The sequence below is a fragment of the Aliivibrio sp. S10_S31 genome, assembly GCF_014694495.1.
Taxonomy (GTDB): Bacteria; Pseudomonadota; Gammaproteobacteria; order Enterobacterales; family Vibrionaceae; genus Aliivibrio; species Aliivibrio fischeri.
The window spans coordinates 163,641-190,327 of sequence record NZ_JAAUWR010000002.1; the positions used below are offsets into that span (position 1 = coordinate 163,641).

A 26,687-nucleotide genomic window follows, 5' to 3' on the forward strand; every position below is an offset into this window, starting at 1 on the left:
TTCAGAAAATCAGAATAAAACCAACAAAAAAGAAAATAATTCTGTTAGATATTGTAAAAAAACCACACACATCACTCACGTGCCACATACAACCACTTGATTTAATAACAAAAAGTGATATTACCACCTTAGAGCTACCCCTTTCGAGTAGTTTTATTTCGTAATTGATCCACATCATATCTACATATTCGTTCATAATTCATCATATCTATATATCAAAAATAATAGGATTTCTTATGAGCAAGATGAAGTTAGTCATCATCGGTAATGGCATGGTTGGCCATCGCTATATCGAAGATTTAGTAGATAAAACTGACGTTCAAAACATGGACATCACCGTGTTTTGTGAAGAACCTCGAATCGCATACGATCGTGTTCACCTTTCGTCCTACTTCTCTCATCATACTGCTGATGAACTTTCTCTTGTTAAAGAAGGCTTCTACGAAAAACACGGCATCAATGTATTACTGGGCGAACGTGCAATTAACGTTAACCGTGAAAACCGCATTGTCTACTCAAGCACTGGCCGTGAAATTCAATATGACAAACTAATCCTTGCTACGGGGTCTTACCCATTTGTCCCACCAATTAAAGGTAATGAAAGCAAAGACTGCTTTGTTTACCGTACCATTGAAGATCTAAAATCCATTGAAGCGACCGCTAAGAAAAGTAAAAGTGGCGTTGTTATTGGTGGCGGCCTTCTTGGCCTTGAAGCCGCTGGTGCACTTAAAGCATTAGGGGTAACGACTCACGTTGTTGAATTTGCTCCTGTGTTAATGGCTGAACAGCTTGATCAACAAGGTGGCCTGCAACTACGTAATAAAATTGAACGTATGGGCGTACAAGTTCATACAAGTAAAAATACACTTGAGATTGCACCAGAGGGTACTGACGCTCGAAACGTAATGCGCTTTGCTGACGGCTCTGAGCTTGAAACAGACTTCATTGTCTTCTCTGCAGGTATTCGCCCTCAAGATAAACTGGCTCGCCAAATGGGCTTAGGTATTGCTCCTCGTGGCGGTATCGAAATCAACAACAACTGCCAAACAACAGATAAAAACATTTACGCAATTGGTGAATGTGCGTCTTGGAACCAAACCTTCTATGGACTGGTTGCTCCTGGTTACAAAATGGCAACGGTTGCCGTTGACCATTTAGTTGGTAACGAAAGTGAGTTTGAAGGCGCTGATATGAGCGCAAAATTAAAACTTCTAGGCGTGAAAGTAGGCTCAATTGGTGATGCTAATGGCCGAACTCCTGGTTGTAAAAGCTACGTTTACCAAAACGAAGAAGAAGAGATCTATAAACGTATTATCGTTTCTGAAGATGGCAAAAAATTACTCGGTGCAGTAATGGTAGGTGATACTTCTGATTATGGTGATTTACTTCAACTTAAACTGAACGATATCGATTTACCTGAACATCCAGACCTTCTGATCTTACCTGCGCATGCTGGTGCTGAAAAACCCTCTTTAGGTGCTGATTCATTACCTGAAAGTGCTGTAATTTGTTCATGTTTTGATGTGACAAAAGGAAAAATTGCTCAAGCGGTTGCTGATGGCAATCACACAATGGCAGAAATTAAGGCGGTTACTGGAGCGGGTACTGGCTGTGGGGGTTGTATCCCTCTAGTAACGTCTGTTCTTAATGCAGAACTAGCAAAATCAGGTATTGAAGTAAAAAATGATATCTGTGAACACTTTGCTTATTCTCGCCAAGAACTGTTCCACCTTATTCGTATTGAAGAGATCAAAACTTTTGATGAGCTACTAGAAAAATACGGAAAAGGATACGGTTGTGAAGTATGTAAACCAGCCGTTGGTTCAATCTTAGCGTCATGCTGGGGCGAACACATTCTAAAACCTGAGCTGGTTAAACTGCATGATACTAACGATAACTTCTTAGGCAACATGCAAAAAGATGGTACTTATTCTGTTATCCCTCGTATGGCAGGTGGTGAAGTAACACCTCAGGCTCTAAGCGTTCTTGCTGATGTAGCGGCTGAATATAACCTGTATACAAAAATCACTGGTGCTCAACGTATTGGTTTATTTGGTGCTCAAAAAGACGATTTACCAGCTATCTGGAAAAAACTGATTGCAGCTGGATACGAAACCGGTCAAGCGTATGCAAAAGCTCTTCGTATGGCTAAAACGTGTGTTGGTTCAACGTGGTGTCGCTATGGTGTTCAAGACTCTGTTGGCCTTGGAGTAATGATTGAGAATCGCTACAAAGGTATTCGTACACCTCATAAAATGAAGTTCGGTGTATCTGGCTGTACTCGTGAATGTGCGGAAGCTCAAGGTAAAGATTTAGGTATTATTGCTACCGATGCTGGTTGGAATATGTACGTATGTGGTAACGGCGGTATGAAACCTCGTCACGCTGACTTACTGGCTACCGACCTAGACCAAGAGACATTAATTAAATACATCGACCGCTTCATGATGTTCTACATTCGTACGGCTGCACCACTGCAACGTACCTCTGTGTGGATGGAAAATCTTGAAGGTGGTGTTGATTATTTACGCGAAGTTATTGTTGATAACAAACTGGGTATCAATGATCAATTAGAACTGGATGTAGCAAAGCTGGTTAATGAATTCTCATGTGAATGGACAGACACCATCAATGATGAATCTCAGTTAAAACGTTTTGCTCATTTCATCAATAGTGATGAGCGTGATGACAATGTGGTTTTTGTTTCAGATGGTCGTGAACAACACCGTCCTGCAACATACACAGAGAAAAACCCAAATGCGAAAGGCGATATTCTGCATGTCGCTCTAACTGATGCAACAGTGGAGAAATAATCATGGCTGCTAAATTTCAAAAAATCTGCCAACTCGATGACATCATCCCTGGTACAGGTGTTTGTGCACTTGTAAATGGCGAACAAGTGGCTGTATTTCGTCCAAGAGAAAATGATGAAGTCTTTGCTATTAGTAATCGTGACCCATTCGCTAATTCAAACGTACTTTCTCGTGGTTTAACCGCTGAACACCAAGGCGAACTTTGGGTAGCAAGTCCACTAAAGAAACAGCACTTTAATTTAGTGACTGGAGCATGTATGGAAGATGAGCGTTTTAACGTAAAGGCATACAAAATTCGTGTAACTAACGGACATGTTGAAATCTCAGCATAAGAAGATTTGATAGTTCAAGGGTTTTAGTCTCCTATTTATTGCTCATAAAACAGCGACTAGAGCCCTTTCCTATCCAATTTTAATTTTAACTTTTAGTAAGGGACTTCTATGTCTTATAACAAACCCTCTGAATTCGTCCAAACTATGATCGATGTTGGCGAAGCAAAGATTAAAACTAGCTCTCGTGATCTTATCTTACGTGGCACAATGGCCGGTATTATTCTCTCTCTAGCTGTTGTTGTTGCAATCACAACTATTGTTCAAACGGGTGTTGGTATTGTTGGTGCTCTTGTTTTCCCAGTTGGTTTTTGTATTTTAAGTTTAATGGGCTATGACCTTGTTACTGGTGTATTTGGTCTTGCTCCTCTAGCTAAATTTGAGAATCGCAAAGGCGTTTCTTGGGGACGTGTTTTCCGTTGTTGGGGTCTTGTTGGTCTTGGTAATCTAATTGGTTCTTTAATTGTCGCGGCTCTTATCGCACTATCATTAACAATGAATTTCAGCGTAGAACCAAACGCAGTTGGTCAAAAATTCATAGCGGTTGCTACCGCACGTACTGTTGGTTTTGAAAACCTAGGTATGGATGGTTGGATCACCTGTTTTGTTCGCGGTATTTTATGTAACTTAATGGTATGTCTAGGTGTCATTGGTAATATGACAGCTCGTTCTGTTGCTGGAAAAATTGCAGCAATGTGGCTACCTATCTTTATCTTCTTCGCTCTTGTATTTGAACATGCGGTAGTAAATATGTTCCTATTCCCACTTGGTATGATGCTTGGTGCTGACTTTGGTATCACTACATGGTTAAGCTACAACTTAATCCCAACTATTTTAGGTAACATTGTTGGTGGTCTTCTATTTACATGTATTCCTCTATACTTAACACATGTAAAAACAGCAGCATCACTAGACGCTTAAAAATCTATTTCTGTTTAGATTAGTTATAACTCATGCGATTAAAATCACTCTTAATAATTGATTAAGGGTGATTTTTTTTATCGACTCTTACATACTAAGGTGATTACACCTTATTCTGGAATTCCATTATGCCAAGTATTCAAGCTCAATCTGAGCCGAAAAAACAAAACGGACTTGTTTCTCTTGTTGGCGCAGGTCCTGGTGATCCCGAACTATTAACCATGAAAGGTTATCGCTTAATTAAAGAGGCGGATGTTGTCGTTTATGATCGTCTAGTCTCAAAAGAAATTTTAGCGCTTGCAAATGAAAATGCTGAAATGATTTATGTTGGAAAAAAGCTGGATTTCCACTTCGTCCCTCAAGATAAAATCAATCAAATCTTAGTCGATAAAGCACAAGAAGGTAAACATGTGGTTCGCCTTAAAGGTGGCGATTCATTTATCTTTGGGCGTGGCGGAGAAGAGCTTGAAACGTTAGCTGAAAATAGCGTTCACTTTGAAGTTGTTCCGGGGATCACAGCTGCGGCGGGGGCAACCTCATACGCAGGTATCCCATTAACTCACCGAGATCATGCCCAAAGCGTTCAATTTATCACAGCTCATGTACAAAAAGATGGTGCTGATATTGAATGGGATGCATTAGTCCGCTCTAATAATACCTTAGTATTTTATATGGGATTAAAGCAATCTCCTCATATATCTGAACAGTTAATAAAACATGGATTAGCTGCTGATACACCATGTGCAATTATTGAGCGAGGCACAACAGATAAACAAAAAGTATTTACTGGCGATATTTCAGAACTTGCACAGTTAGCAGAAAAAGCCATCAGTCCATCGCTGATCGTAGTAGGTACCGTAACAACGCTTCATCATAAATTAGATTGGTTTAAACCAAACGACTAATTTTTCCATTCATATAATAAAAAAAGCCCAAGAAAGTATTCTCTCTTGGGCTGTTTCTTATTTATTCTTTAGAGCTCGATTATTTAATATCGATGTGCTCGAAGCCTTTAATTAAATCATCTAGTGATTTCATTTGCTTCAAGAAAGGTTCTAATTGATCTAATGGCAATGCAGAAGGACCATCACATAACGCTTTATCTGGGTTTGGATGCGCTTCAATAAATAGACCAGCAATTCCCGTCGCTAAACCTGCTTTTGCTAACTCAACAGTTTGTGAACGACGACCACCAGATGCTTTACCACTTGGATCGCGATTCTGTAGTGAATGCGTCACATCAAAGATAATTGGGCTACCGTTTGATGCTTTTTTCATTACACCAAAACCAAGCATATCAACAACTAGGTTGTCATAGCCCATGCAAGAACCACGTTCACAAAGAATGATGTTTTCATTACCACACTCAGAGAACTTATCAATGATATTACCCACTTGGTCTGGGCTCATGAACTGTGGTTTTTTCACATTAATTACAGCACCTGTTTTTGCCATCGCTTCAACAAGGTCCGTTTGACGTGCTAAAAATGCAGGTAATTGAATCACATCCACCACATCAGCAACAGGTTGAGCTTGAGCTTCTGTATGAATATCGGTAATGATTTTCACACCAAACGTATCTTTCAGCTCTTGAAAAATTTTCAAACCTTCTTCCATACCAGGACCACGGTATGAATGAACAGATGAACGGTTTGCTTTATCAAAAGACGCTTTAAATACGTACGGGATGCCTAATCTATCTGTTACTTCTACGTATTTCTCACAGATTTGCATTGCAAGATCACGAGATTCTAATACGTTCATACCGGCAAATAAGGTAAACGGCTTATCATTCGCTACATCGATATTGCCAATTTTTACTGTTTTTTGATTTTGCATTATCTTCACTCTTAATGGAGAACGGTAGGGTGTTGTTCAAGTAATAATTGAACTTGCTCTTTCATCAGTAAAACTGATGGGTCATTTGGGCACTGTTCAATAAAATATTCTAAATCATTTTTCGCGGCATCATTACAATGCAATTGTTGATAGATTAAGCCTCTATCACGAATTTCAAACGGATCATCTGGCACCATTGTCAGTGCTAAATCACTGCATTTTAATGCAAATGAAAAATTCTTTTCACGAATACAAGCCGTTTTAATAACAGCAAGTAAGCGACCAAGTAAGGTAGAATTATCCACTTTTTCCAAGTGTGATGGTTGAATTGTAGCTAATGGCCCACCGTAGCCTATTAACCATGCCGTCATCAAGTGTTGACTTAAATATTGCCCATCAAACGGATTAAAATATTGCGTTTTTTTATTTGGCCACTCTATTTGTAATACGAGTTGAGTAGGGAAATTAATCGCACTAACTGGAAAACCCATGTATTGGCATAAATACAAAAACACAGCGCCTAAGGTGACAGGAATGCCTTTTTTTTCTTTGAGTACATGTTCAATAAATGCATTCTCAGAATTAAAATAAGTATTCACGTCTCCGCAATAACCCCATTCAACATAAAACAATTGAATAAGACGCTCTAAGCGTAGTTCATCATTTGGCTCATGAACAAGTACTTGCTCAGCTTCTTGGCACATCTGCTGTAATTTATGTTTAGCCCAATGTATTTCAGTATCGGGGTTTATCGCTAAATTAAGCTCTAATGCTCCTTCAGCTAAAGTGCGGTCATCTAAATTTTCATCACACAGTTGGAACATAATTACCCCAAGAACGTTGGTACTTTTGTTACCGCAATTTTAGCAGCAACCATTAACCAACCCATTGCACCTAAAAATGCAAAGGTCTTAAAGACTTTATTTTTACCATTATTTAAAGTAACTACACCTAAAGCAAGGTAAACCATAATACAGGTGATTTTTTCTGTTAACCAAGGCGCAGATGACGTAAATGGAATGAATCCAGTAATAAAAATAAGCCAAATACCACTAAGTAGCATTGCTGAATCAACAACGTGAGGAACACGCTTAAAGAAGCCATTATTACGAATGTCAGAATTTGCCATCATCAAACAATAACGAACGACAAAAAACAATACGCTACAAGCGACTAATAATAAGTGTATGTGTTTAACTGCGGTATACATGAATTATCCTTTATTCTAGTTATCTACTACCCATTGACCTAAAGTAACTCGGTCATTGCCAGCATAATCTTGCTCTGTTTTCACATTAATATAACCATGATCTTCAAAAAAGTGACGTAATTGTTCACCTTGTTCAAAACCATGCTCCATCATTAACCAACCGCCATTTAATAAATACTCTCGGCCGTGTTGCATAATGTGAATTAAATCTGAAAAACCGTTTTGTTCCGCAACCAAAGCGGTTTGCGGTTCAAAACGAACATCCCCTTCAGATAAATGAGGATCGTTACCATCAATATAAGGGGGATTACTCACAATAATGTCAAACTTATCACTCAGAGAAATAGGTTCAAACCAGCTTCCTTGTCTAAATTCAACATTATTAATGTGATTTATTTTCGCATTCCCTTTTGCTAACTCAACCGCATCGTCTTGATAATCGACACCTATCACATTAAGAGTAGGCATTTCAGAAGCAATAGCTAACGCAATGGCTCCTGTACCTGTTCCTAAATCCAAAATGGATTGAGCATTAGGTGTTAAATGATCTAATGCCACTTCAACCAGACGTTCGGTATCAGGTCTTGGGATTAATGTTGTTGGCGATACCTTAAGTGGTAATGACCAAAATTCACGATAACCCACGATATAAGCAATCGGTTCACCAGCAAGACGACGCTCTAGTAACGCATTAAAATTACCCAGCTCTTCGTCTGATACTATTTTCTCAGGCCAAGTTAATAGATAACTTCTTGGCTTATCTAACACATGACAAAGAAGAACAGCAGCATCAACTTGAGGAGAATCACTCCCCTCAAGCATCAGAGATTGAATTGAGCGCTTTAATAACGCTTCAATAGACAAGCTCATTAGTTTTGTTCAGCCAATGCAGCTAATTGGTCTGCTTGGTACTCAAGAACAACTGGCTCAATTAGACAGCCTAAATCACCTTCCATCACTTCATTTAAACGGTAAACCGTTAAGTTAATACGGTGATCCGATACACGACCTTGTGGGTAGTTGTAAGTACGAATACGGTCAGAACGGTCACCAGAACCTAACAAGTTACGGCGAGTATCTGAAACAGCAGCAGCACGACGAGCTTCTTCTGCTTGAATAATACGAGCAGCAAGAACAGACATCGCTTTTGCTTTGTTTTTATGTTGTGAACGTTCATCCTGACATTCAACAACCGTACCTGTTGGTAAGTGAGTAATACGAATTGCGGAATCCGTGGTGTTAACGTGCTGACCACCCGCGCCTGACGCACGGAAAGTATCAATTTTTAAGTCTGCTGCTTTAATTTCAGGAAGATCCGCTTCTGGGATTTCAGCCATAACTGCAACCGTACATGCCGATGTGTGTACACGACCTTGAGATTCAGTTTCTGGTACACGTTGTACACGGTGACCGCCTGATTCAAACTTAAGTACACCGTATGCACCTTCGCCGCTCACTTTTGCGATCATTTCTTTATAACCACCGTGTTCAGCTTCGTTTGAGCTCATTACTTCAACGCGCCAGCCCTTTTTCTCAGCAAAACGTGAATACATGCGGAATAGGTTACCAGCAAAAATGCCCGCTTCATCACCACCTGCACCAGCACGGATTTCTAAGAAACAGTTACGTTCATCGTTTGGATCTTTTGGAAGAAGAAGAACTTGAAGTTCATCAGTTAAACGTTCAATAGCTTCTTTAGCATCTTTAATTTCTTCTTGTGCCATCTCACGCATTTCTTCATCATCTTCTTGCGCCATTTCTTGGGCTGCAACAAGATCTTCTTGAGCTTGCTCATACGCTTGGAAGCATTGTGTAACTTCTTCTAGCTGTGAGTATTCACGAGATAAAGCACGAAACTTATTTTGGTCTCCGATAACATCAGGATCGCCTAATAAATGCTGAACTTCTTCATAACGCTCAACCAGCGTCTCTAATTTTACTCGAATGGATGCTTTCATAATAATATTTGTTCTTTTTGTTGGTAGCGAACGCTACGCTTAGTTGTCTAGACCAATAGTGGTTCGGATTACTGTTAATTTTTCAGTTTCACCGTTTTTTGCAGCTTGCTGCATCGCCAATGTTGGTGCATGAATGAGTTTATTGGTTAACTTATTACTGAGTTCAGCCAATACTTTTTCTGGATTTTGTCCTGAAGCAAGTGCTTGCATACTTTTTTGCAATAGCTCAATTCGCATCGCTTCTGAATTTTCACGATACTGACGGATACTATTTACCGCTTGACGAGAACGAATCCATGTCATGAATTCTGCGCTCTCTTCACTGACAATTGCTTCAGCTTGTATCGCTTCTATTTTTCGTTGTTCTATATTGTGATCAATAATAGATTGAAGATCATCAACTGAATATAAATACGCATCATTTAATTCTGCGACTTCACCCTCAATATCTCGAGGAACAGCAATATCAACAAACAACATTGGTTGGTGTTTACGTAATTTCAACGCACTTTCAACCATCCCCTTACCAATAATAGGCAAAGGACTTGCAGTAGAACTAATAATGATATCGGCTTTAGGGAGATGCTCAGGGATCTCAGGAAGACTAATGACTTCAGCATTAAATTGCTCCGCTAATCCCATCGCTCGCTCACGAGTTCGGTTAGCAACAATCAGTCTTTTACAACCAGAATCATCTAAATGTTTTGCGACAAGCTCAATGGTTTCACCTGCTCCAACCAAAAGTACGGTCGAATCAGACAGAGATTCAAAAATTTGACGAGCTAATGTACATGCTGCATAAGCAACAGAAACGGCATTGCCACCAATATTGGTTTCAGTGCGTACTCTTTTTGCTACCGAGAAATCCTGCTGAAATAATTTTTCAATTGTTCCTTCAACCGCATTGTGCTCTCGTGCATCTGCAAAGGCTTTTTTAACTTGCCCCAAAATTTGTGGTTCACCTAAAACCAGCGAATCCAAACCACAAGAAACACGCATAAGGTGTTTTACTGCAGCTTGCTCTTCATGGATATAAATACTAGGCATTAAGACTTCTAGTGCGACATGATGAAATTCAGCGAGCCAATTAATCACATAACCGCTGCTAATACCGTGTTTAACTTCGCAATAGATTTCTGTTCGATTACAGGTCGATAGGATTACACCACTTTGAATTGCATCACTGTTTTTTAATTCATCTAACGCTTTTGTCAATTTTTCCGGAGAAAATGCAACTTTCTCACGTAAATCAACAGAGGCTGACGTATGATTAATTCCAATAACAAGCAATGACATTCGGCAAACGGACCAATAATAAAAATAACAAGGGCGGATTTTACTTGATGCGACCCAATTTTAAAAGGCATCAGGGCTTTTGTGTAAGAAATTAGTGATATTCAAATACTATTTGGCTCCAAATTCGCCATTAATTTGCTACAATTGTTGCATTACTTCAGAATTAAAGATGAGATTATCAAGAATGTTTCCTCGCTTTGTACGTTCCCCTTTTACTATTCTCATATTCACGCTTTTTCTTAACGCCTGTTCAACAACCCCTTTAACACCTCAACAATCGACAGATTGGGATAAACATCAAGCAAAACTCGAACAGATTACGCAATATAAAGTAACAGGAAAAATTGGATATCAAGCACCGAACCAACGCCATAGTTTAAATTTCCAGTGGATTCAGAAACCAGAACAAAGTCAACTATTGCTCACTTCATTTCTTGGCCAAACGGTAATGAAACTAACAATGACAGAGCAAATGACAACAATCGAGACTGGCGATGGACAAAAATTTGAAGGTCGTGATCCTGGAAGATTAATGTATAGCTTAAGTGGCATCAGCATGCCTATAGGGTATTTACAAGATTGGATTAAAGGCTTACCAACCGCCGCAGATAATTTCCAACTCAATGAGCTTAATACTGTAGAACACTTATCAAAACAAATTGGTCAAACTAACTGGCATTTACGTTACAACAGCTATATTGAAAAAAGTAACCTACTTCTCCCTAATTCAATGAAACTCACTCAACAAGATACCACCATTAAAATCATTGCTTCAAATTGGATAATTTCTCAATGATCACCAAAACAACTCGCTGGCCATCCCCAGCCAAATTAAACCTATTTCTTTATATCAATGGCCAACAAGAAAATGGCTATCATGAGCTTCAAACTTTATTTCAATTTATTGATTTATGTGATCACCTCACCATTACTGCTAATCAATCAGGTCAAATAACCCTTGCACCAGACATTCCTGGAGTAAAAACGGAAGATAATCTGATATGGAAAGCGGCAACGCTATTACAGCAGCACAGTCAATGTGAATTCGGTGCTCATATCGAAATAGAAAAGATTTTACCTATGGGTGGAGGTATCGGTGGTGGTTCCTCTAATGCAGCGACCGTACTCGTCGCCCTTAATTTTCTATGGCAGCTCAATTTAAGTAACGATACTTTAGCAGCACTCGGAGTAAAACTAGGGGCTGATGTGCCTATTTTTGTTCATGGATTTGCCGCTTTTGCAGAAGGTATTGGCGAGAAATTGCAACCAGCCACCCCTAAAGAGTTATGGTACGTTTTAATCAAACCAGAAGTCAGTATCGCAACCGTCGATGTTTTCACTCATCCTGATTTGGTCAGAAATACACCAAAACAGCCACTTAACGCACTTTTAGAGGCAACATACGTAAACGATTGCGAAAAAATTGTCAGAAGTGTGTATCCAGAGGTTGATTACCAACTTTCATGGCTGTTAGAATATGCGCCATCGAGATTAACAGGAACAGGCGCTTGTGTTTTTGCTGAATTTAATAGCGAAAAAGAAGCACAAGAGGTTTATTCTTTAATCCCTGATAATGCAACCGGATTTATCGCCCGAGGTATGAATACTTCGCCACTCAACCGAACACTGGAAGAGTATAAATCATTATGCAAAATATAAAATTCTCACAATTTGGACGCAACCCTGAGGTTTCCACCGTGCCTGACATGAAGCTATTTGCTGGTAATGCAACTCCTGAACTAGCCCAACGTATCGCTGATCGACTATATATTTCACTTGGTGACGCTACTGTAGATCGTTTTTCTGACGGCGAAGTAGCCGTTCAAATTAACGAGAATGTACGTGGTAGTGATGTTTTCATCATTCAATCGACTTGTGCTCCTACTAATGACAACATTATGGAATTAGTAGTGATGATTGATGCACTTCGTCGTGCTTCTGCTGGCCGTATTACTGCGGTAATCCCATACTTTGGTTACGCTCGTCAAGATCGTCGTGTACGTTCTGCTCGTGTACCAATCACTGCAAAAGTTATTGCTGATATGCTTTCAAACGTTGGTGTTGACCGCGTTTTAACTATCGACCTTCACGCTGAACAAATTCAAGGTTTCTTCGACGTACCTGTAGACAACATCTTCGGTACTCCTGTACTGCTTGATGACATGCGTACTCGTGGTTTAGAAAACCCTGTTGTTGTTTCTCCTGACCTAGGCGGTGTTGTTCGTGCTCGTGCAACAGCAAAAGCATTAGGTGATGTTGATATCGCTATCGTTGATAAGCGTCGTCCACGTGCTAACGTTTCTGAAGTAATGAACCTAATTGGTGATGTTGACGGTCGTGATTGTGTAATCGTTGATGACATGATCGATACTGGCGGTACATTATGTAAAGCTGCTGAAGCGCTTAAAGAACGTGGCGCAAAACGCGTATTTGCATACGCAACTCACGCAGTATTCTCTGGTAGTGCACCACAAAACATTGCAAATTCAGTTCTTGACCAAGTTATCGTAACTGACTCAATTACTCTTTCTAAAGAAATGGCAGCAACAGGTAAAGTAACTGAACTTAGCCTTTCTCGCATGCTAGCTGAAGCGATTCGTCGTATCAGCAATGAAGAGTCTATCTCTGCAATGTTTGACCACTAATCAAACAGAAATCTATTCAAACGCCCTGCCTTTGCGGGGCGTTTTTGTATTTGGAATTCTTGTGGTAATATGGCGCGCCTTTTTAATGGTGCATACTAATATCATTAATTGTATTTAGCTCTCATACGCTCTAAACAAGTTCATTAATCATATTAGTATCCAAGATAAGAGAGATAATTCTTTGAGTAATCAGATCAAACTTCTCGTTGGACTAGCAAACCCTGGTCTTGAGTATAAAAGAACTCGCCATAATGCTGGTGCATGGGTTGTTGAAGAACTCGCTCGAGTTCATAATGTTTCTATGCGAGAAGAAGCTAAATTCTTCGGCTTAACTGGTAGGATCCAAAGTAATGGTGATGATCTTCGATTGTTAATCCCAACCACTTTCATGAATCTATCAGGTAAAGCTATCGCTGCGATGGCAAAGTTCTATCAGATCAAACCAGAAGAAATTCTTGTTGCTCATGATGAACTGGATCTCCCTCCTGGTGTTGCTAAATTTAAAAAAGGTGGTGGACACGGGGGCCATAACGGTTTGCGTGACACCATTAGTAAATTAGCGAATACGAAAGAGTTTTACCGCCTTCGTATTGGCATTGGTCATCCTGGCCATAAAGATAAAGTTGCCGGTTTTGTTTTAGGTAAAGCGCCAACTAAAGAGCAAGAATTAATCGATGCTGCAGTAGATGAATCTACACGCTGCCTTGATATCCTTCTCAAAGATGGATTAAGCAAAGCACAAAATCGTTTACACACATTCAAAGCTGAATAACACAGATAAGGTTTACATCATGGGTTTTAAATGCGGAATCGTTGGTCTTCCAAACGTTGGTAAATCAACACTATTTAACGCACTAACAAAAGCAGGAATCGAAGCAGCAAACTTCCCTTTCTGTACAATTGAACCAAACACAGGTGTGGTTCCTGTTCCTGATCTACGTTTAGATGCATTAGCAAAAATCGTAAAACCAGAACGTATTCTTCCTACTACAATGGAATTCGTTGATATCGCTGGTTTAGTGGCAGGCGCATCTAAAGGTGAAGGTCTAGGTAACAAATTCCTAGCAAACATCCGTGAAACAGATGCAATTGGTCATGTTGTTCGTTGTTTTGAAAATGAAAACATCATTCACGTTGCTGGTAAGATTTCACCAATTGAAGATATTGAAATCATCAACCTTGAACTTGCTCTTGCTGACTTAGATTCGTGTGAACGTGCAATGCAACGTAATGCGAAAAAAGCAAAAGGCGGAGACAAAGACGCGAAGTTTGAAATTTCTGTACTTGAGAAACTGCTTCCAGTATTAACTGAAGGTGGTATGGCTCGTACTGTTGAGCTAACGAAAGAAGAAGCGGCAGCTATTGGTTACCTAAACTTCCTAACGTTAAAACCAACCATGTACATTGCTAACGTAAGCGAAGATGGCTTCGAAGATAACCCATTCCTAGATATGGTTCGTGAATACGCAGAAAAAGAAAACAACGTGGTTGTTCCTGTTTGTGCTGCTATTGAATCTGAGCTTTCTGAACTTGACGATGAAGATCGTGAAGAGTTCCTTGCTGATATGGGTATCGAAGAACCAGGTCTAAACCGTGTAATCCGTTCTGGTTACGAACTGCTTACTCTTCAAACTTACTTCACTGCTGGTGTTAAAGAAGTTCGTGCATGGACTATCCCTGTAGGAGCTACAGCACCACAAGCTGCTGGTAAGATCCATACTGACTTTGAAAAAGGCTTTATCCGTGCTGAAGTTATTGGTTACGACAACTTCATCGAGTTCAACGGTGAGAGTGGTGCTAAAGAAGCAGGTAAATGGCGTCTAGAAGGTAAAGAATATATCGTTAAAGATGGTGATGTTGTTCATTTCCGCTTCAACGTATAATTAAATAAGGCCAGCAAATTTGCTGGCCTTTTTATTACTTGCTAATAATTCAACCACTTAAGATTACTTTTCAACCAGTCCTCTGTTATTTTTCTTCCCCCCTTTTTATCTCTTATATACTGAGTTTTATTCATTTATGCTCATATTTGCATATAAAAAGCACGGTTTGATTAAATTCCGTTCGAACAAACAAAGAATTACTGTTTTTTTCAAAAAAGTGTTGACGCATAAGCCTTAGATACGCATAATGCGCTCCGTCCTCACCGCTAAGGCGAAAGAGAGACAAGCAAGAAATGCAATACAATTTGGCTACTTAGCTCAGCTGGTTAGAGCACATCACTCATAATGATGGGGTCACAGGTTCAAATCCCGTAGTAGCCACCATACAATTTTTAATTGATTATCCAATTGTCGATTAAAATAAAATTTCTACTTAACGTATTAACGTTAAAATAGTAGAATGCGGACGTGGCGGAATTGGTAGACGCACCAGATTTAGGTTCTGGCGCCGTAAGGTGTGAGAGTTCAAGTCTCTCCGTCCGCACCATTATTTAGATTCGTAAGAATCTCGTTGGGATATCGCCAAGCGGTAAGGCAGCGGCTTTTGATGCCGCCATTCCCTGGTTCAAATCCAGGTATCCCAGCCACTTTAAAACATAATTGATTCATTTCGATTATGACAACGTGTTATTGAATCACCAATCTTCAATTTCACTACAATATTTGTGCGGACGTGGCGGAATTGGTAGACGCACCAGATTTAGGTTCTGGCGCCGCGAGGTGTGAGAGTTCAAGTCTCTCCGTCCGCACCATTAATTGAATGGCTACTTAGCTCAGCTGGTTAGAGCACATCACTCATAATGATGGGGTCACAGGTTCAAATCCCGTAGTAGCCACCATTCTTCTCTTCCTCATTAACTTGAGAGTAAGTAAGAAAGGAAAAAGTGTTATTAGATCACCAATCTCTAATTTCACTATAAAATTTGTGCGGTCGTGGCGGAATTGGTAGACGCACCAGATTTAGGTTCTGGCGCCGTGAGGTGTGAGAGTTCAAGTCTCTCCGACCGCACCATTATTTAGGTTCGTAAGAATCTCGTTGGGATATCGCCAAGCGGTAAGGCAGCGGCTTTTGATGCCGCCATTCCCTGGTTCAAATCCAGGTATCCCAGCCACTTTTAAAAAGCTCATCATTAATTTGATGGGCTTTTTTTTCGTCTGTAAGATCCTATTTTCATCCACTCATGCCAATCAGGATAATTAGTTAATCAGATACAAAAAAGGTGACCAATTAATGATCACCTTTCGTTTTTTGTCCCTTGTCCCTTGTCCCTTGTCCCTTGTCCCTTGTCCCTAATATTTTCTATAACCCTAATGCATATTTCAATGCTTGGATCTTTAATGGACCTGCTGATTCTGCAGCTCTTAATCCAATATTACGTAATAATTTAACCGGAGGCAGTGTATTGCTAAATAAGGTATAAAAAACATCCATACTGGTTTGCATTAGTAAATTATCTGTTCGTCTTCTGTTTTCATATCTTACTGGCGCTTTATCACTCTCTACGCCATTTTTTTCGACTTCTTCTAAAAAGACATTCACATCTTTAAAACCTAAATTAACACCCTGCCCTGCTAGCGGATTAATGGTATGTGCCGCATCACCAAGTAACACACACCGATGGTTTACATATTGTTGAGCATGCCTGCGTGTAAGAGGAAAAGAACCAAAGCGTTCAACTTTAAAACCACCAAGTTCTGCAGGAAAGTGTCGCTTGATTTGTTCTTCTAATTGAGTATTACTCATTGTAGTTAATTGCTTAATACGAGTAGGTGAGTCATACCAAACTAATGAGCCTTTATTTCCAAATAAAGGTAAGAATGATCTTGGCCCTGACGGTGTAAACCATTGCCATGTAATGTCTTGCTGTTCTTGCTCGGTTTCAATATTAATCAACATACAATGTTGACGATAATCCCAAGCAGTTATTCCTATTTTTGCTTGTTGACGAACATAAGAGTTAGCGCCATCAGCTCCAATCACCCATTTTGCTTTTAATACGGAATTATCACTTAGAGTTAACTCATTGTATTCTTGATGAAAAGTGATTGTATTAATGTTTATTGGAGTGAGTACATTTAGGTTACTGTAATGAGAAAATTCATTCCAAAGACCTAATTGGATTAATCGGTTTTCAACAATAAAGCCAAGTTGTTCCAGATTAAGAGCATCTGAATGAAAACGCGTCCTACACTCAGGATGTTCCCACGTTTCTAATCGCTTATAAGGGCATACTCTTGTCTCGCTTATAAATTTCCAAGCACCTAAAGAATCTAATAAGTCGACTGATGATTGTGAAATAGCCGAAACTCGAATATCCATAGGTTGTGCTTTGTCATAAACCGCTGGTTCTCTTGCTTCAAGCAAAACAACTGAGTGACCTAATTTAGCCAAACCAACCGCAGTTGCTGCGCCAACCATGCCACCACCGACTACGGCATAATCATATTCTTTTATCATCCATCGACCTTATTGAATCAATTATTTTCCCTTATTCTAGCCTGATTTATCAGTAATCGAAATCACTCACTGCATGTCCTTATAATTTTCATGGTCTACTACACCTAGTCACAGCGCTTGGAAAGCAGTACAATACGCGCCCTATCCGTTTTGATCGAGCTTGTCTCTCAAAACTGTACCGAATTTTAGTAATACAAAACGAGTGAAAAGTTACATGACTAAGAAACTGCTGATCAAAACCTGGGGCTGTCAGATGAACGAATACGATTCATCTAAAATGGCCGACCTTTTAGGTGCCGCAAATGGTTATGAATTAACAGAAGAACCAACAGAAGCTGACGTTCTACTATTAAATACCTGCTCTATTCGTGAAAAAGCACAAGAGAAAGTGTTTCACCAATTAGGCCGCTGGAAAAACCTAAAAGATAAAAAACCAGATCTAGTGATCGGTGTTGGTGGTTGTGTTGCAACTCAAGAAGGTGATCATATTCGCCAACGAGCTCCATATGTTGACGTTATCTTTGGTCCACAAACTTTACACCGTTTACCTGAAATGATCCGTCAATCTCAATCAAATGAAAAGCCAGTAATGGATATTTCATTCCCAGAGATCGAAAAGTTCGACAACCTTCCAGAACCAAAGGCAGAAGGTGCAACAGCATTCGTTTCTATTATGGAAGGGTGTTCTAAGTACTGTACTTACTGTGTTGTTCCATACACTCGTGGTGAAGAAGTAAGTCGTCCTCTTGATGACGTATTATTTGAAATCGCACAACTTGCAGAGCAAGGCGTACGCGAAGTAAACCTATTAGGTCAAAACGTTAACGCGTACCGTGGTCCAATGCACGATGGTGATATCTGCACATTTGCTGAATTACTACGTATGGTCGCATCTATCGATGGTATCGACCGTTTACGCTTTACAACAAGCCACCCATTAGAGTTTGGTGATGACATCATCGCTGTATACGAAGATACGCCAGAGCTAGTAAGTTTCTTACACTTACCTGTTCAAAGTGGTTCTGATCGTATTCTAACTATGATGAAGCGTCCTCACACAGCGATTGAATACAAATCTATCATTCGTAAGTTACGTAAAGCTCGTCCTGATATTCAAATCAGTTCTGACTTTATTGTTGGCTTCCCTGGTGAAACGGCGAAAGACTTCCAAGATACAATGAAACTGATTAAAGATGTTGATTTCGACATGAGCTTTAGTTTCATCTTCTCTGCACGTCCAGGAACACCTGCTGCTGATTATCCATGTGATATCCCTGAACAAGAGAAGAAAGATCGCCTAGCTGAACTGCAACAGCAAGTAAACAGCCAAGCAATGCGCTACTCTCGTTTAATGCTAGACACAGAGCAACGTGTATTAGTTGAAGGTCCATCGAAGAAAAACCTGATGGAGCTTCGTGCTCGTACTGAAAACAACCGTATTGTAAACTTTGAAGGTTCAGCGGATCTTATTGGTCAATTTGTTGATGTTAAAATCACAGATGTATTTGCAAACTCACTGCGTGGTGAACTAGTTCGTACAGAAAAAGACATGGGTTTACGTGTTGTTATGACTCCAGCAGAAATGATGGAAAAAACACGTCGTGAAGATGATCTTGGTGTAGGTACTTTTACGCCATAATGTGACATCCTCAATAAAATCAAAAACTAAAAAAGATGATTAAGGTTTCTTGATCATCTTTTTTCTTATTTAACCTTGAGATAATTTATACTTTACCCAATAAATAATAGATAAGCATTCGTAATTAGTATTCTGAGAGGCAATATTGAGCATTAAAACAACCAAATTAGAGTTGACCTTAGAGCCAGCAGACAATCATCGTTTATCTAGCCTTTGTGGGCCTTTTGATGACAACATCAAGCACCTTGAACGTCGTTTAGGGGTGGAGATTAACTATAGAGGCAACCTATTTACTGTGGTCGGTAAACCTCATACCGTTTCAGCTACTATTGATATTCTCAAAGATCTATACGTCGATACCGCTCCTGTAAAGAATCAATACCCTGATATTGAGCCAGAACAAATCCATTTAGCGGTAAAAGAATCCGGTGTTTTAGAACAGGCGAAAGAAGACGTTTCAACCATTCCTTATGGAAAAGAAGTCTTTATTAAAACCAAAAAAGGGTTAATAAAGCCAAGAACCGAAAACCAAGCGCAATACGTAACCAATATGGTAACTCATGATATTACCTTTGGCATTGGCCCTGCAGGTACAGGGAAAACCTACCTTGCGGTTGCTGCTGCCGTTGATGCTTTAGAACGCCAAGAAGTTCGTCGTATCCTGCTTACTCGTCCAGCTGTTGAAGCGGGTGAAAAATTAGGCTTTTTACCAGGTGATCTTAGCCAAAAGGTTGACCCGTATTTACGCCCTCTTTATGATGCGCTATTTGAAATGCTTGGCTTTGAGCGTGTTGAGAAACTTATTGAACGCAACGTCATTGAAGTAGCTCCACTTGCTTATATGCGTGGTAGAACCCTTAACGATGCCTTTATCATCCTAGATGAAAGCCAAAATACAACTGTAGAACAAATGAAAATGTTCTTAACTCGTATTGGTTTTAATTCACGTGCGGTTATTACTGGCGATGTAACTCAAATTGATTTGCCTCGTGGCGCTAAATCAGGTCTTCGTCACGCGATTGAAGTACTTTCTGAAGTAGATGAAATCAGCTTCAACTTCTTTATTGCAGATGATGTGGTTCGTCATCCTGTCGTAGCTCGAATTGTGAACGCTTATGAAAAATGGGAAGCAAAAGATCAAAAAGAGCGTAAACTAGAGGAAATACGCAGAAAGCAGGAGCGTGATGCTCGTATTGCTGAAGCAGAAAATAATCAGTAACAAAATCAGGTGAACAATGAGTATTGAACTCGATCTACAAATTGCATGTGAAAATGAAAACGGCTTACCATCAGAAAAAGATCTGATGACATGGTTAAATGCAGTTATTCCACAATTTCAACCGCAAGCCGAATTAACCATTCGTATTGTAGACGAAAAAGAAAGTCATGAATTAAATCACGAATATCGTGGTAAAGATAAGCCAACTAATGTACTTTCATTTCCGTTTGAAGCTCCTCCTGGTCTTGAACTCGATTTACTTGGCGATTTAATTATCTGTCGCCAAGTTGTTGAAGAAGAAGCTATCGAGCAAAATAAGCCATTATTAGCACATTGGGCTCATATGGTTGTACATGGTAGTCTTCATCTGCTAGGTTATGACCATATCGAAGATGATGAAGCTGAAGAGATGGAATCGCTCGAAACAGAATTAATGCAAGGTATGGGATTTGAAGACCCATATATTGCTGAGAAATAACAACGGAATAACCCGTAGTTACTAATGTGCGCTATCCACATTGATAGCATTTACTTTAAAAGAAGCCATGAACGACGAAAATTCACAGAATACAGAAGGTCCGAGTAGAAAGTCCTTCTTAGGACGCCTTTCACAACTATTTCAAGGAGAACCTAAAGATCGCCAAGAGTTGGTTGATGTATTTAGAGACTCTGAAGAAAATGAAGTTATCGACCATGACACTCGAGATATGCTTGAAGGTGTTATGGAAATAGCCGAAATGAGAGTAAGAGACATTATGTTACCTCGCTCTCAAATGGTCACGGTCGAGAAAACTCAAGACCTTGAATCACTGATAGCAACCATCATTGAAGCGTCTCACTCACGCTATCCAGTGATCAGTGAAGATAAAGACCATGTTGAAGGTATACTCCTTGCGAAGGACTTACTAAGATACTTAGGCTCTGACTGTGAAGCCTTTGAAATAGAGCAAGTTATTAGACCTGCTGTTGTAGTTCCAGAAAGCAAACGTGTTGATAAGCTTTTAAAAGAGTTTAGAGAAGAGCGTTACCACATGGCCATCGTTGTCGATGAGTTTGGTGGAGTTTCTGGTCTAGTTACCATTGAAGATATCTTAGAAGAAATCGTTGGTGACATTGAAGATGAATTTGATGACGAAGAAGAAAAAGACATTCGTCAGTTAAGCAAACACACATTCTCTGTGAAAGCATTAACTGAAATCGAAGATTTTAATGAAGCGTTCTCAACCAACTTCAGCGACGAAGAAATTGATACTGTAGGTGGTCTTGTATTAACTGGATTTGGTCATTTACCAGAAAGTGGTGAAACGATTGAAATCTCAGGATTTACATTCAAAGTTACTGCTGCAGACAACCGTCGTATTATTCAACTTCAAGTGACGATTCCTGATAAAGAGTCTGAAAACAAAGATCCTGAAGAAGAATAACAAAATCAGCCACTGATATTTCAGTGGCTGAACTTTATCTAATTTATACAGACTAACTCTCTTTCGCTACTTACCATCTATTTGAGTTATAGCCGATGCCTTTACTTTCTCATTACTTTATTCGCCTTCTTGTTGCTTTACTCTCTGGCGCAAGTGCAACCCTTGCTTTTGCTCCCTACTCTTTATGGCCTTTTGCTTTTATTGCGCCTTTAATCCTTTTATTACTAATGCATAAACAAACAACCAAAAAAGCCACTTGGTTAGGTTTTGTTTGGGGTTTAGGCTACTTTGGTGCAGGTGTGAGTTGGGTTCATGTCAGTATCGATAATTTTGGTGGTATGCCTGTTGCTGCCAGTCTATTTTTAATGATAGGGCTGATCAGCTACCTTTCGTTATATCCAATGCTATTCTCGTTTCTTTTACAACGCTTTTTTAGCAATCACAACATCACAAAGTATTTACTTGCCGCACCTGCTCTTTGGATTATCACCGATTGGCTTCGTGGTTGGGTATTTACTGGCTTTCCATGGTTATGGCTAGGTTACAGCCAAATTGATAGCCCACTGTCAGCTTGGGGGCCAATATTAGGCGTTGAAGGCATTACTATAATGATCCTTCTATCTGTTGGCACTATTGCGTACAGTTTCCTTGAAAAGAAATGGTCTCTATTACTTATTCCAGCTGTAATTTTAGCGACATCTTTTGCTATAAAACCTTTTGATTGGGTTACACCTCAAGCAGATAAAGCAACTAAAGTGGCGTTAATTCAAGGGAATATCAATCAAGCAATTAAATGGCTACCGAGCGAGCGTTGGCCAACGATCATGAAGTACATGGATTTAACACGTAAAAATTGGGATGCCGATGTCATTGTATGGCCAGAAGCCGCTATTCCAGCATTAGAAGTAGAGCTCCCTAGCTTTCTTCGCAACTTAGATAGTGCTGCATCAATGAATAACAGCACAGTTATCACCGGGATTGTAGGTCAAAGCCCTACCGGTAATTTCTACAATAACATTATTTCATTAGGTGTTAACGGCACTAATGGATACGATTACGGACAGCAACCAAGATACAGCAAACACCATTTACTTCCATTTGGTGAATTCGTCCCTTTTGAAAATTTATTACGCCCAATTGCACCAATATTTAATCTACCTATGTCATCATTTAGCCGAGGTGATTATATTCAACCAAATATGAAAGCTAGCGGCACTCATTTAGCCCCTGCATTGTGCTACGAAATCGTTTATGGGGAACAAGTGAGAGAAAATATCACACCACAAACCGATTATATTTTAACCCTGTCTAATGATGCATGGTTTGGTACTTCTATTGGTCCATTGCAACATATGGAAATGGCTCAAATGCGAGCGTTAGAGATAGGGAAACCAGTAATTCGTTCAACTAACAACGGGGTTACAGCAATTACTGACCATAAAGGGCATATAACAAAACAAATCCCACAGTTCACTACTGCAGTATTACGTGGAGAGGTTATTCCTACTACAGGGACTACCCCTTACCGCTACTGGGGTTCGATTCCTTTATACTTATTAGTCGGTCTATTTCTGCTTGTTGCTTGGCGTAAACGAAAAGACAATATGTAACATCTTACGGTCTGTATCTCTTTTTGATATACAGACCTTTAACCAATAGCCTTTTAAACTAAGGTTTTAAAGAAACTCTTGTAAATTCTTCATGTTGACAGTGAGTACACGGCTCTATGATTTGAGCGTGGTTAAATTGCTCACGATGCCCGCACTTTTCACACACTAGAATACCTAAACCAATAACCTCTCCTGCCTGATATACCCCTTGATGCTCCAAATCATCAAAGACCTCCTTCCATTCAACTTGCGTTCTATCGGTTATCTCCAATAAGCCATGCCAAATTGAATCCGCAATTAATCGGTAGAAAGGCGAATCAGGGAATGTGCTTTTGCTCTCTTCATAACTTTGAGCAAATTCTTTAATATCACGTTTAACGTAAGTGGAAATGAGAGCAAGCTCATCTTTAGTCATATCAGAAGCGGCATCCACCACTTCCTCTGAAGATTTAGCCCAATGTTCAAATTCTTCAGGACTTCTTTCTAATACATTCATTACCCGCTCAAAGACGGCGTTATAACCTGTTTTTTGCTTAGACATAAGTCACCTCCAAGATTTCACTAGATTTATATAGCGAAGAGTGAGTTAAAGGTTATCAGGTCGCTTGAGTATAAGCGCTCCATTAGTTATTCTATGCCGATCAAGTATTATCTGATCAAACCGATCTCACATTTTTTGTGATCCACTGACATAACTGGGTAAATCGATGCAAGAACAATATAATCCACAGGATCTTGAACAAAAGATCCAAAAACATTGGGACGACAACAAAACGTTTGTTGTAACTGAAGACGCAAATAAAGAAAAATTCTACTGTCTCTCAATGTTCCCATACCCAAGTGGTCGTCTACACATGGGTCACGTTCGTAACTACACTATCGGTGATGTAGTTTCTCGTTACCAACGTCTACAAGGTAAAAACGTAATGCAACCTATTGGTTGGGATGCGTTTGGTCTTCCTGCTGAAAATGCGGCTGTTAAAAATAAAACAGCTCCAGCACCTTGGACTTATGAAAATATCGAGTACATGAAGAACCAACTTAAGCTATTAGGCTTTGGTTACGATTGGAATCGTGAATTTGCAACATGTACTCCTGAGTACTACCGTTGGGAACAAGAGTTCTTCACAAAACTGTACAACAAAGGTCTAGTTTACAAGAAAACCTCTTCTGTAAACTGGTGTCCTAATGACCAAACAGTTCTGGCTAACGAACAAGTTGAAGACGGTTGTTGTTGGCGTTGTGATACCCCTGTTGAACAAAAGAAAATTCCACAGTGGTTCATTAAAATTACTGAATACGCACAAGAGCTTCTTGATGATCTAGATAACCTTGATGGTTGGCCTGAAATGGTTAAAACCATGCAACGTAACTGGATTGGCCGTTCTGAAGGCGTTGAGCTTTCATTTGCTGTAAACGGCGAAGAAGCACCTTTAGAAGTATATACTACACGTCCTGATACGCTAATGGGCGTAACTTACGTTGGTATTGCTGCTGGTCACCCTCTTGCAGAAAAAGCATCTCAAAATAACCCTGAGTTAGCCGCTTTTGTTGAAGAATGCCGTAACACTAAAGTTGCTGAAGCTGAATTAGCAACAATGGAAAAGAAAGGCATGGACACTGGTCTACGTGCTATTCACCCATTAAATGGTCGTGAAGTACCAGTATTTGTTGCTAACTTCGTATTAATGGATTACGGCACAGGTGCGGTAATGGCGGTTCCTGCTCACGATCAACGTGACTTTGAATTTGCAACTAAATACGGCCTAGATATTATCCCTGTAATCAAGCCAGAAGATGGTTCTGATTTAGATGTATCTGAAGCGGCTTACACAGAAAAAGGCGTTCTATTCGATTCAGGTGAATTCGACGGCCTTGCTTTCCAAGAAGCATTCGATGCTATCGCAGCGAAACTTGAAGCTGAAGGCAAAGGTAAGAAAACAGTAAACTTCCGTCTACGTGACTGGGGTGTATCTCGTCAACGTTACTGGGGCGCTCCAATCCCAATGGTAACCACTGAAGATGGTGAAGTTCACCCAGTACCTGCTGACCAATTACCAGTAATTCTTCCTGAAGACGTGGTAATGGATGGCGTTACTAGTCCAATTAAAGCAGACAAAGAGTGGGCTAAAACGACATTTAACGGCGAACCGGCTCTACGTGAAACAGATACGTTCGATACCTTTATGGAATCATCTTGGTACTACGCTCGCTACTGTTCCCCACAAGCAGACGATATCCTAGATCCAGAAAAAGCAAACTACTGGTTACCAGTAGACCAATACATTGGTGGTATCGAGCACGCTTGTATGCACCTATTGTATTCTCGCTTCTTCCATAAGCTTCTACGTGATGCGGGTTATGTTACTTCTGACGAACCATTCAAACAGCTTTTATGTCAAGGTATGGTACTTGCCGATGCATTCTACTACACCAACGACAAAGGCGGTAAAGAGTGGGTTGCTCCTACGGATGTAACTATCGAGCGTGATGGTAAAGGTCGTATCGAGAAAGCCGTTGATGATCAAGGTCGTGAAGTTGAACACTCAGGCATGATCAAAATGTCTAAGTCTAAAAACAACGGTATCGATCCACAAGAAATGGTAGACAAATACGGTGCTGATACCGTTCGTCTATTCATGATGTTTGCTTCACCAGCAGACATGACACTTGAATGGCAAGAGTCTGGTGTTGAAGGTGCAAACCGTTTCCTTAAACGTGTATGGAAACTGGTTCACGAGCACACAAACAAAGGCACAACTGAAGCGCTAGATACATCATCACTAACAGGTGATCAAAAAGCACTTCGTCGTGACGTTCACAAAACAATCGCAAAAGTAAGTGATGATATTGGCCGTCGTCAAACATTCAATACAGCAATCGCTGCTATTATGGAATTGATGAACAAGCTAAACAAAGCTCCTCAAGAATCAGCACAAGATCGTGCTCTTCTTGATGAAGCACTAAAAGCAGTTGTTGCTATGCTTTACCCAATGACACCACACGCAAGTTTTGCAATGTGGGAAGCACTAGGTGAATCAGATTTAGATTCTGCAACATGGCCAACATTCGATGAGAATGCACTAGTTGAAGATGAAAAAACAATCGTAGTAATGATCAACGGTAAACTTCGTGCAAAACTTGTTGTTGCAGCTGATGCAACAGAAGAACACGTACGTGAACTTGGTCTAAAAGACGAAAACGCAATGAAGTTCTTAGATGGCTTAACAATTCGTAAAGTTATCTACGTACCTGGTAAGTTATTAAACATCGTAGCGAACTAAGAAACGATAAGAAAAGTAATTTGAACCATTTTTCTTATTACTTTTCTACTAAAGCATAAGCGGATATCCGCTTGTGCTTATTTAACCATTTTGTCTTAT

General features: G+C 39.9%; 23 protein-coding genes and 7 tRNA genes. 22 read left to right on the top strand and 8 right to left on the bottom strand.

Annotated features, from left to right (window positions below; translation table 11 throughout):
* Nucleotides 1-236: 236 nt before the first annotated feature.
* The 4 genes from nirB (at nt 237) to cobA (ending at nt 4,968) form a co-directional block, all read left to right on the top strand.
* Nucleotides 237-2,813 carry a nitrite reductase large subunit NirB gene (gene nirB / locus HC728_RS02245; RefSeq protein ID WP_012533444.1) on the top strand — a complete coding sequence of 859 codons (2,577 nt, stop codon included), beginning with the start codon at nt 237-239 and terminating at the stop codon, nt 2,811-2,813.
* 2 nt (nt 2,814-2,815) lie between these two features.
* The gene (gene nirD / locus HC728_RS02250; protein ID WP_190395091.1) at nt 2,816-3,145 is read left to right on the top strand and encodes a nitrite reductase small subunit NirD; all 330 of its coding nucleotides are present in this window, start codon (nt 2,816-2,818) and stop codon (nt 3,143-3,145) included.
* Between the two features lie 108 nt (nt 3,146-3,253).
* A complete protein-coding gene (locus HC728_RS02255; RefSeq protein WP_065624611.1) occupies nt 3,254-4,063 on the top strand; it encodes a formate/nitrite transporter family protein in 810 nt (269 codons plus the stop codon).
* Between the two features lie 128 nt (nt 4,064-4,191).
* Nucleotides 4,192-4,968, top strand: a complete 777-nt coding sequence (cobA, locus tag HC728_RS02260; RefSeq protein WP_190395092.1) for a uroporphyrinogen-III C-methyltransferase — start codon at nt 4,192-4,194, stop codon at nt 4,966-4,968.
* A 79-nt stretch (nt 4,969-5,047) separates the two neighbouring features.
* Here the strand turns inward: cobA and kdsA are convergent, their stop codons facing one another.
* Genes kdsA through hemA form a run of 6 tightly spaced genes read right to left on the bottom strand, consistent with a single transcriptional unit; the run spans nt 5,048 to nt 10,366 of the window.
* On the bottom strand, nt 5,048-5,902 hold the full coding sequence (gene kdsA, locus HC728_RS02265) for a 3-deoxy-8-phosphooctulonate synthase (protein ID WP_005418209.1): 855 nt from the start codon (nt 5,900-5,902) through the stop codon (nt 5,048-5,050).
* 11 nt (nt 5,903-5,913) lie between these two features.
* The gene (locus HC728_RS02270; protein WP_065597800.1) at nt 5,914-6,726 is read right to left on the bottom strand and encodes a SirB1 family protein; all 813 of its coding nucleotides are present in this window, start codon (nt 6,724-6,726) and stop codon (nt 5,914-5,916) included.
* 2 nt (nt 6,727-6,728) lie between these two features.
* Nucleotides 6,729-7,112 carry a SirB2 family protein gene (locus HC728_RS02275; RefSeq protein WP_005418206.1) on the bottom strand — a complete coding sequence of 128 codons (384 nt, stop codon included), beginning with the start codon at nt 7,110-7,112 and terminating at the stop codon, nt 6,729-6,731.
* A 15-nt stretch (nt 7,113-7,127) separates the two neighbouring features.
* Nucleotides 7,128-7,982 carry a peptide chain release factor N(5)-glutamine methyltransferase gene (gene prmC / locus HC728_RS02280; protein WP_054776190.1) on the bottom strand — a complete coding sequence of 285 codons (855 nt, stop codon included), beginning with the start codon at nt 7,980-7,982 and terminating at the stop codon, nt 7,128-7,130.
* Nucleotides 7,982-9,070, bottom strand: a complete 1,089-nt coding sequence (gene prfA / locus HC728_RS02285) for a peptide chain release factor 1 (protein ID WP_005418202.1) — start codon at nt 9,068-9,070, stop codon at nt 7,982-7,984. Before prfA ends, prmC begins: the two co-directional genes overlap by 1 nt.
* Before the next feature lie 39 nt (nt 9,071-9,109).
* The gene (gene hemA, locus HC728_RS02290; RefSeq protein WP_188863894.1) at nt 9,110-10,366 is read right to left on the bottom strand and encodes a glutamyl-tRNA reductase; all 1,257 of its coding nucleotides are present in this window, start codon (nt 10,364-10,366) and stop codon (nt 9,110-9,112) included.
* Between the two features lie 169 nt (nt 10,367-10,535).
* Here hemA and lolB point away from each other — a divergent pair, with 169 nt between their 5' ends.
* The 12 genes from lolB (at nt 10,536) to HC728_RS02350 (ending at nt 16,066) form a co-directional block, all read left to right on the top strand.
* Nucleotides 10,536-11,162: a lipoprotein insertase outer membrane protein LolB gene (gene lolB / locus HC728_RS02295; RefSeq protein WP_233650317.1), complete on the top strand. Its 627-nt coding sequence runs from the start codon at nt 10,536-10,538 to the stop codon at nt 11,160-11,162.
* Nucleotides 11,159-12,025, top strand: coding sequence for a 4-(cytidine 5'-diphospho)-2-C-methyl-D-erythritol kinase (gene ispE, locus HC728_RS02300; protein ID WP_065624609.1), 867 nt, complete (start codon nt 11,159-11,161; stop codon nt 12,023-12,025). The genes lolB and ispE overlap by 4 nt, the downstream gene beginning before the upstream one ends.
* 38 nt (nt 12,026-12,063) lie before the next feature.
* A complete protein-coding gene (locus tag HC728_RS02305; protein ID WP_005418196.1) occupies nt 12,064-13,011 on the top strand; it encodes a ribose-phosphate pyrophosphokinase in 948 nt (315 codons plus the stop codon).
* Nucleotides 13,012-13,192: 181 nt separating this feature from the next.
* The gene (gene pth, locus HC728_RS02310; RefSeq protein WP_005418195.1) at nt 13,193-13,783 is read left to right on the top strand and encodes an aminoacyl-tRNA hydrolase; all 591 of its coding nucleotides are present in this window, start codon (nt 13,193-13,195) and stop codon (nt 13,781-13,783) included.
* 19 nt (nt 13,784-13,802) lie between these two features.
* Nucleotides 13,803-14,894, top strand: coding sequence for a redox-regulated ATPase YchF (ychF, locus tag HC728_RS02315; protein ID WP_005418193.1), 1,092 nt, complete (start codon nt 13,803-13,805; stop codon nt 14,892-14,894).
* A 307-nt stretch (nt 14,895-15,201) separates the two neighbouring features.
* Nucleotides 15,202-15,278: transfer RNA gene (locus HC728_RS02320), tRNA-Met, on the top strand.
* 78 nt (nt 15,279-15,356) lie between these two features.
* Nucleotides 15,357-15,441 (top strand) — tRNA-Leu (locus tag HC728_RS02325).
* Nucleotides 15,442-15,466: 25 nt separating this feature from the next.
* Nucleotides 15,467-15,541, top strand: a tRNA-Gln gene (locus HC728_RS02330).
* 80 nt (nt 15,542-15,621) lie between these two features.
* Nucleotides 15,622-15,706: transfer RNA gene (locus tag HC728_RS02335), tRNA-Leu, on the top strand.
* Nucleotides 15,707-15,716: 10 nt separating this feature from the next.
* Nucleotides 15,717-15,793: transfer RNA gene (locus HC728_RS02340), tRNA-Met, on the top strand.
* A gap of 88 nt (nt 15,794-15,881) precedes the next feature.
* Nucleotides 15,882-15,966: transfer RNA gene (locus HC728_RS02345), tRNA-Leu, on the top strand.
* 25 nt (nt 15,967-15,991) lie between these two features.
* Nucleotides 15,992-16,066, top strand: a tRNA-Gln gene (locus HC728_RS02350).
* 188 nt (nt 16,067-16,254) lie between these two features.
* Here HC728_RS02350 and HC728_RS02355 read toward each other — a convergent pair.
* The gene (locus HC728_RS02355) at nt 16,255-17,412 is read right to left on the bottom strand and encodes a 2-octaprenyl-3-methyl-6-methoxy-1,4-benzoquinol hydroxylase (RefSeq protein ID WP_190395093.1); all 1,158 of its coding nucleotides are present in this window, start codon (nt 17,410-17,412) and stop codon (nt 16,255-16,257) included.
* A 214-nt stretch (nt 17,413-17,626) separates the two neighbouring features.
* Between HC728_RS02355 and miaB the strand changes: the two genes are divergently transcribed.
* The 5 genes from miaB (at nt 17,627) to lnt (ending at nt 23,304) form a co-directional block, all read left to right on the top strand.
* Nucleotides 17,627-19,051, top strand: coding sequence for a tRNA (N6-isopentenyl adenosine(37)-C2)-methylthiotransferase MiaB (miaB, locus tag HC728_RS02360; RefSeq protein WP_190395094.1), 1,425 nt, complete (start codon nt 17,627-17,629; stop codon nt 19,049-19,051).
* 145 nt (nt 19,052-19,196) lie between these two features.
* Entirely contained in the window at nt 19,197-20,270 is a 1,074-nt protein-coding gene (locus HC728_RS02365; protein ID WP_190395095.1) for a PhoH family protein, read from the top strand.
* A gap of 16 nt (nt 20,271-20,286) precedes the next feature.
* Entirely contained in the window at nt 20,287-20,748 is a 462-nt protein-coding gene (gene ybeY / locus HC728_RS02370; RefSeq protein ID WP_012533592.1) for an rRNA maturation RNase YbeY, read from the top strand.
* Nucleotides 20,749-20,815: 67 nt separating this feature from the next.
* Nucleotides 20,816-21,694, top strand: a complete 879-nt coding sequence (gene corC / locus HC728_RS02375) for a CNNM family magnesium/cobalt transport protein CorC (RefSeq protein ID WP_005418183.1) — start codon at nt 20,816-20,818, stop codon at nt 21,692-21,694.
* A 95-nt stretch (nt 21,695-21,789) separates the two neighbouring features.
* Complete coding sequence (gene lnt, locus HC728_RS02380; protein ID WP_190395096.1) at nt 21,790-23,304, top strand: apolipoprotein N-acyltransferase; 1,515 nt, start codon at nt 21,790-21,792, stop codon at nt 23,302-23,304.
* 58 nt (nt 23,305-23,362) lie between these two features.
* Here the strand turns inward: lnt and HC728_RS02385 are convergent, their stop codons facing one another.
* Nucleotides 23,363-23,845 carry a zinc ribbon-containing protein gene (locus HC728_RS02385; RefSeq protein ID WP_017018574.1) on the bottom strand — a complete coding sequence of 161 codons (483 nt, stop codon included), beginning with the start codon at nt 23,843-23,845 and terminating at the stop codon, nt 23,363-23,365.
* Between the two features lie 166 nt (nt 23,846-24,011).
* Here HC728_RS02385 and leuS point away from each other — a divergent pair, with 166 nt between their 5' ends.
* Nucleotides 24,012-26,588: a leucine--tRNA ligase gene (leuS, locus tag HC728_RS02390; protein ID WP_017018575.1), complete on the top strand. Its 2,577-nt coding sequence runs from the start codon at nt 24,012-24,014 to the stop codon at nt 26,586-26,588.
* Nucleotides 26,589-26,687: the final 99 nt, after the last annotated feature.

Excerpts from the sequence above, each read along its gene's own strand:
- nirB (WP_012533444.1), top strand. The coding sequence starts at position 237 with ATGAGCAAGATGAAGTTAGTCATCATCGGTAATGGCATGGTTGGCCAT.
- nirD (WP_190395091.1), top strand. The coding sequence starts at position 2,816 with ATGGCTGCTAAATTTCAAAAAATCTGCCAACTCGATGACATCATCCCT.
- HC728_RS02255 (WP_065624611.1), top strand. The coding sequence starts at position 3,254 with ATGTCTTATAACAAACCCTCTGAATTCGTCCAAACTATGATCGATGTT.
- cobA (WP_190395092.1), top strand. The coding sequence starts at position 4,192 with ATGCCAAGTATTCAAGCTCAATCTGAGCCGAAAAAACAAAACGGACTT.
- kdsA (WP_005418209.1), bottom strand. The coding sequence starts at position 5,902 with ATGCAAAATCAAAAAACAGTAAAAATTGGCAATATCGATGTAGCGAAT.
- HC728_RS02270 (WP_065597800.1), bottom strand. The coding sequence starts at position 6,726 with ATGTTCCAACTGTGTGATGAAAATTTAGATGACCGCACTTTAGCTGAA.
- HC728_RS02275 (WP_005418206.1), bottom strand. The coding sequence starts at position 7,112 with ATGTATACCGCAGTTAAACACATACACTTATTATTAGTCGCTTGTAGC.
- prmC (WP_054776190.1), bottom strand. The coding sequence starts at position 7,982 with ATGAGCTTGTCTATTGAAGCGTTATTAAAGCGCTCAATTCAATCTCTG.
- prfA (WP_005418202.1), bottom strand. The coding sequence starts at position 9,070 with ATGAAAGCATCCATTCGAGTAAAATTAGAGACGCTGGTTGAGCGTTAT.
- hemA (WP_188863894.1), bottom strand. The coding sequence starts at position 10,366 with ATGTCATTGCTTGTTATTGGAATTAATCATACGTCAGCCTCTGTTGAT.
- lolB (WP_233650317.1), top strand. The coding sequence starts at position 10,536 with ATGAGATTATCAAGAATGTTTCCTCGCTTTGTACGTTCCCCTTTTACT.
- ispE (WP_065624609.1), top strand. The coding sequence starts at position 11,159 with ATGATCACCAAAACAACTCGCTGGCCATCCCCAGCCAAATTAAACCTA.
- ychF (WP_005418193.1), top strand. The coding sequence starts at position 13,803 with ATGGGTTTTAAATGCGGAATCGTTGGTCTTCCAAACGTTGGTAAATCA.
- HC728_RS02355 (WP_190395093.1), bottom strand. The coding sequence starts at position 17,412 with ATGATAAAAGAATATGATTATGCCGTAGTCGGTGGTGGCATGGTTGGC.
- miaB (WP_190395094.1), top strand. The coding sequence starts at position 17,627 with ATGACTAAGAAACTGCTGATCAAAACCTGGGGCTGTCAGATGAACGAA.
- ybeY (WP_012533592.1), top strand. The coding sequence starts at position 20,287 with ATGAGTATTGAACTCGATCTACAAATTGCATGTGAAAATGAAAACGGC.
- corC (WP_005418183.1), top strand. The coding sequence starts at position 20,816 with ATGAACGACGAAAATTCACAGAATACAGAAGGTCCGAGTAGAAAGTCC.
- lnt (WP_190395096.1), top strand. The coding sequence starts at position 21,790 with ATGCCTTTACTTTCTCATTACTTTATTCGCCTTCTTGTTGCTTTACTC.
- HC728_RS02385 (WP_017018574.1), bottom strand. The coding sequence starts at position 23,845 with ATGTCTAAGCAAAAAACAGGTTATAACGCCGTCTTTGAGCGGGTAATG.
- leuS (WP_017018575.1), top strand. The coding sequence starts at position 24,012 with ATGCAAGAACAATATAATCCACAGGATCTTGAACAAAAGATCCAAAAA.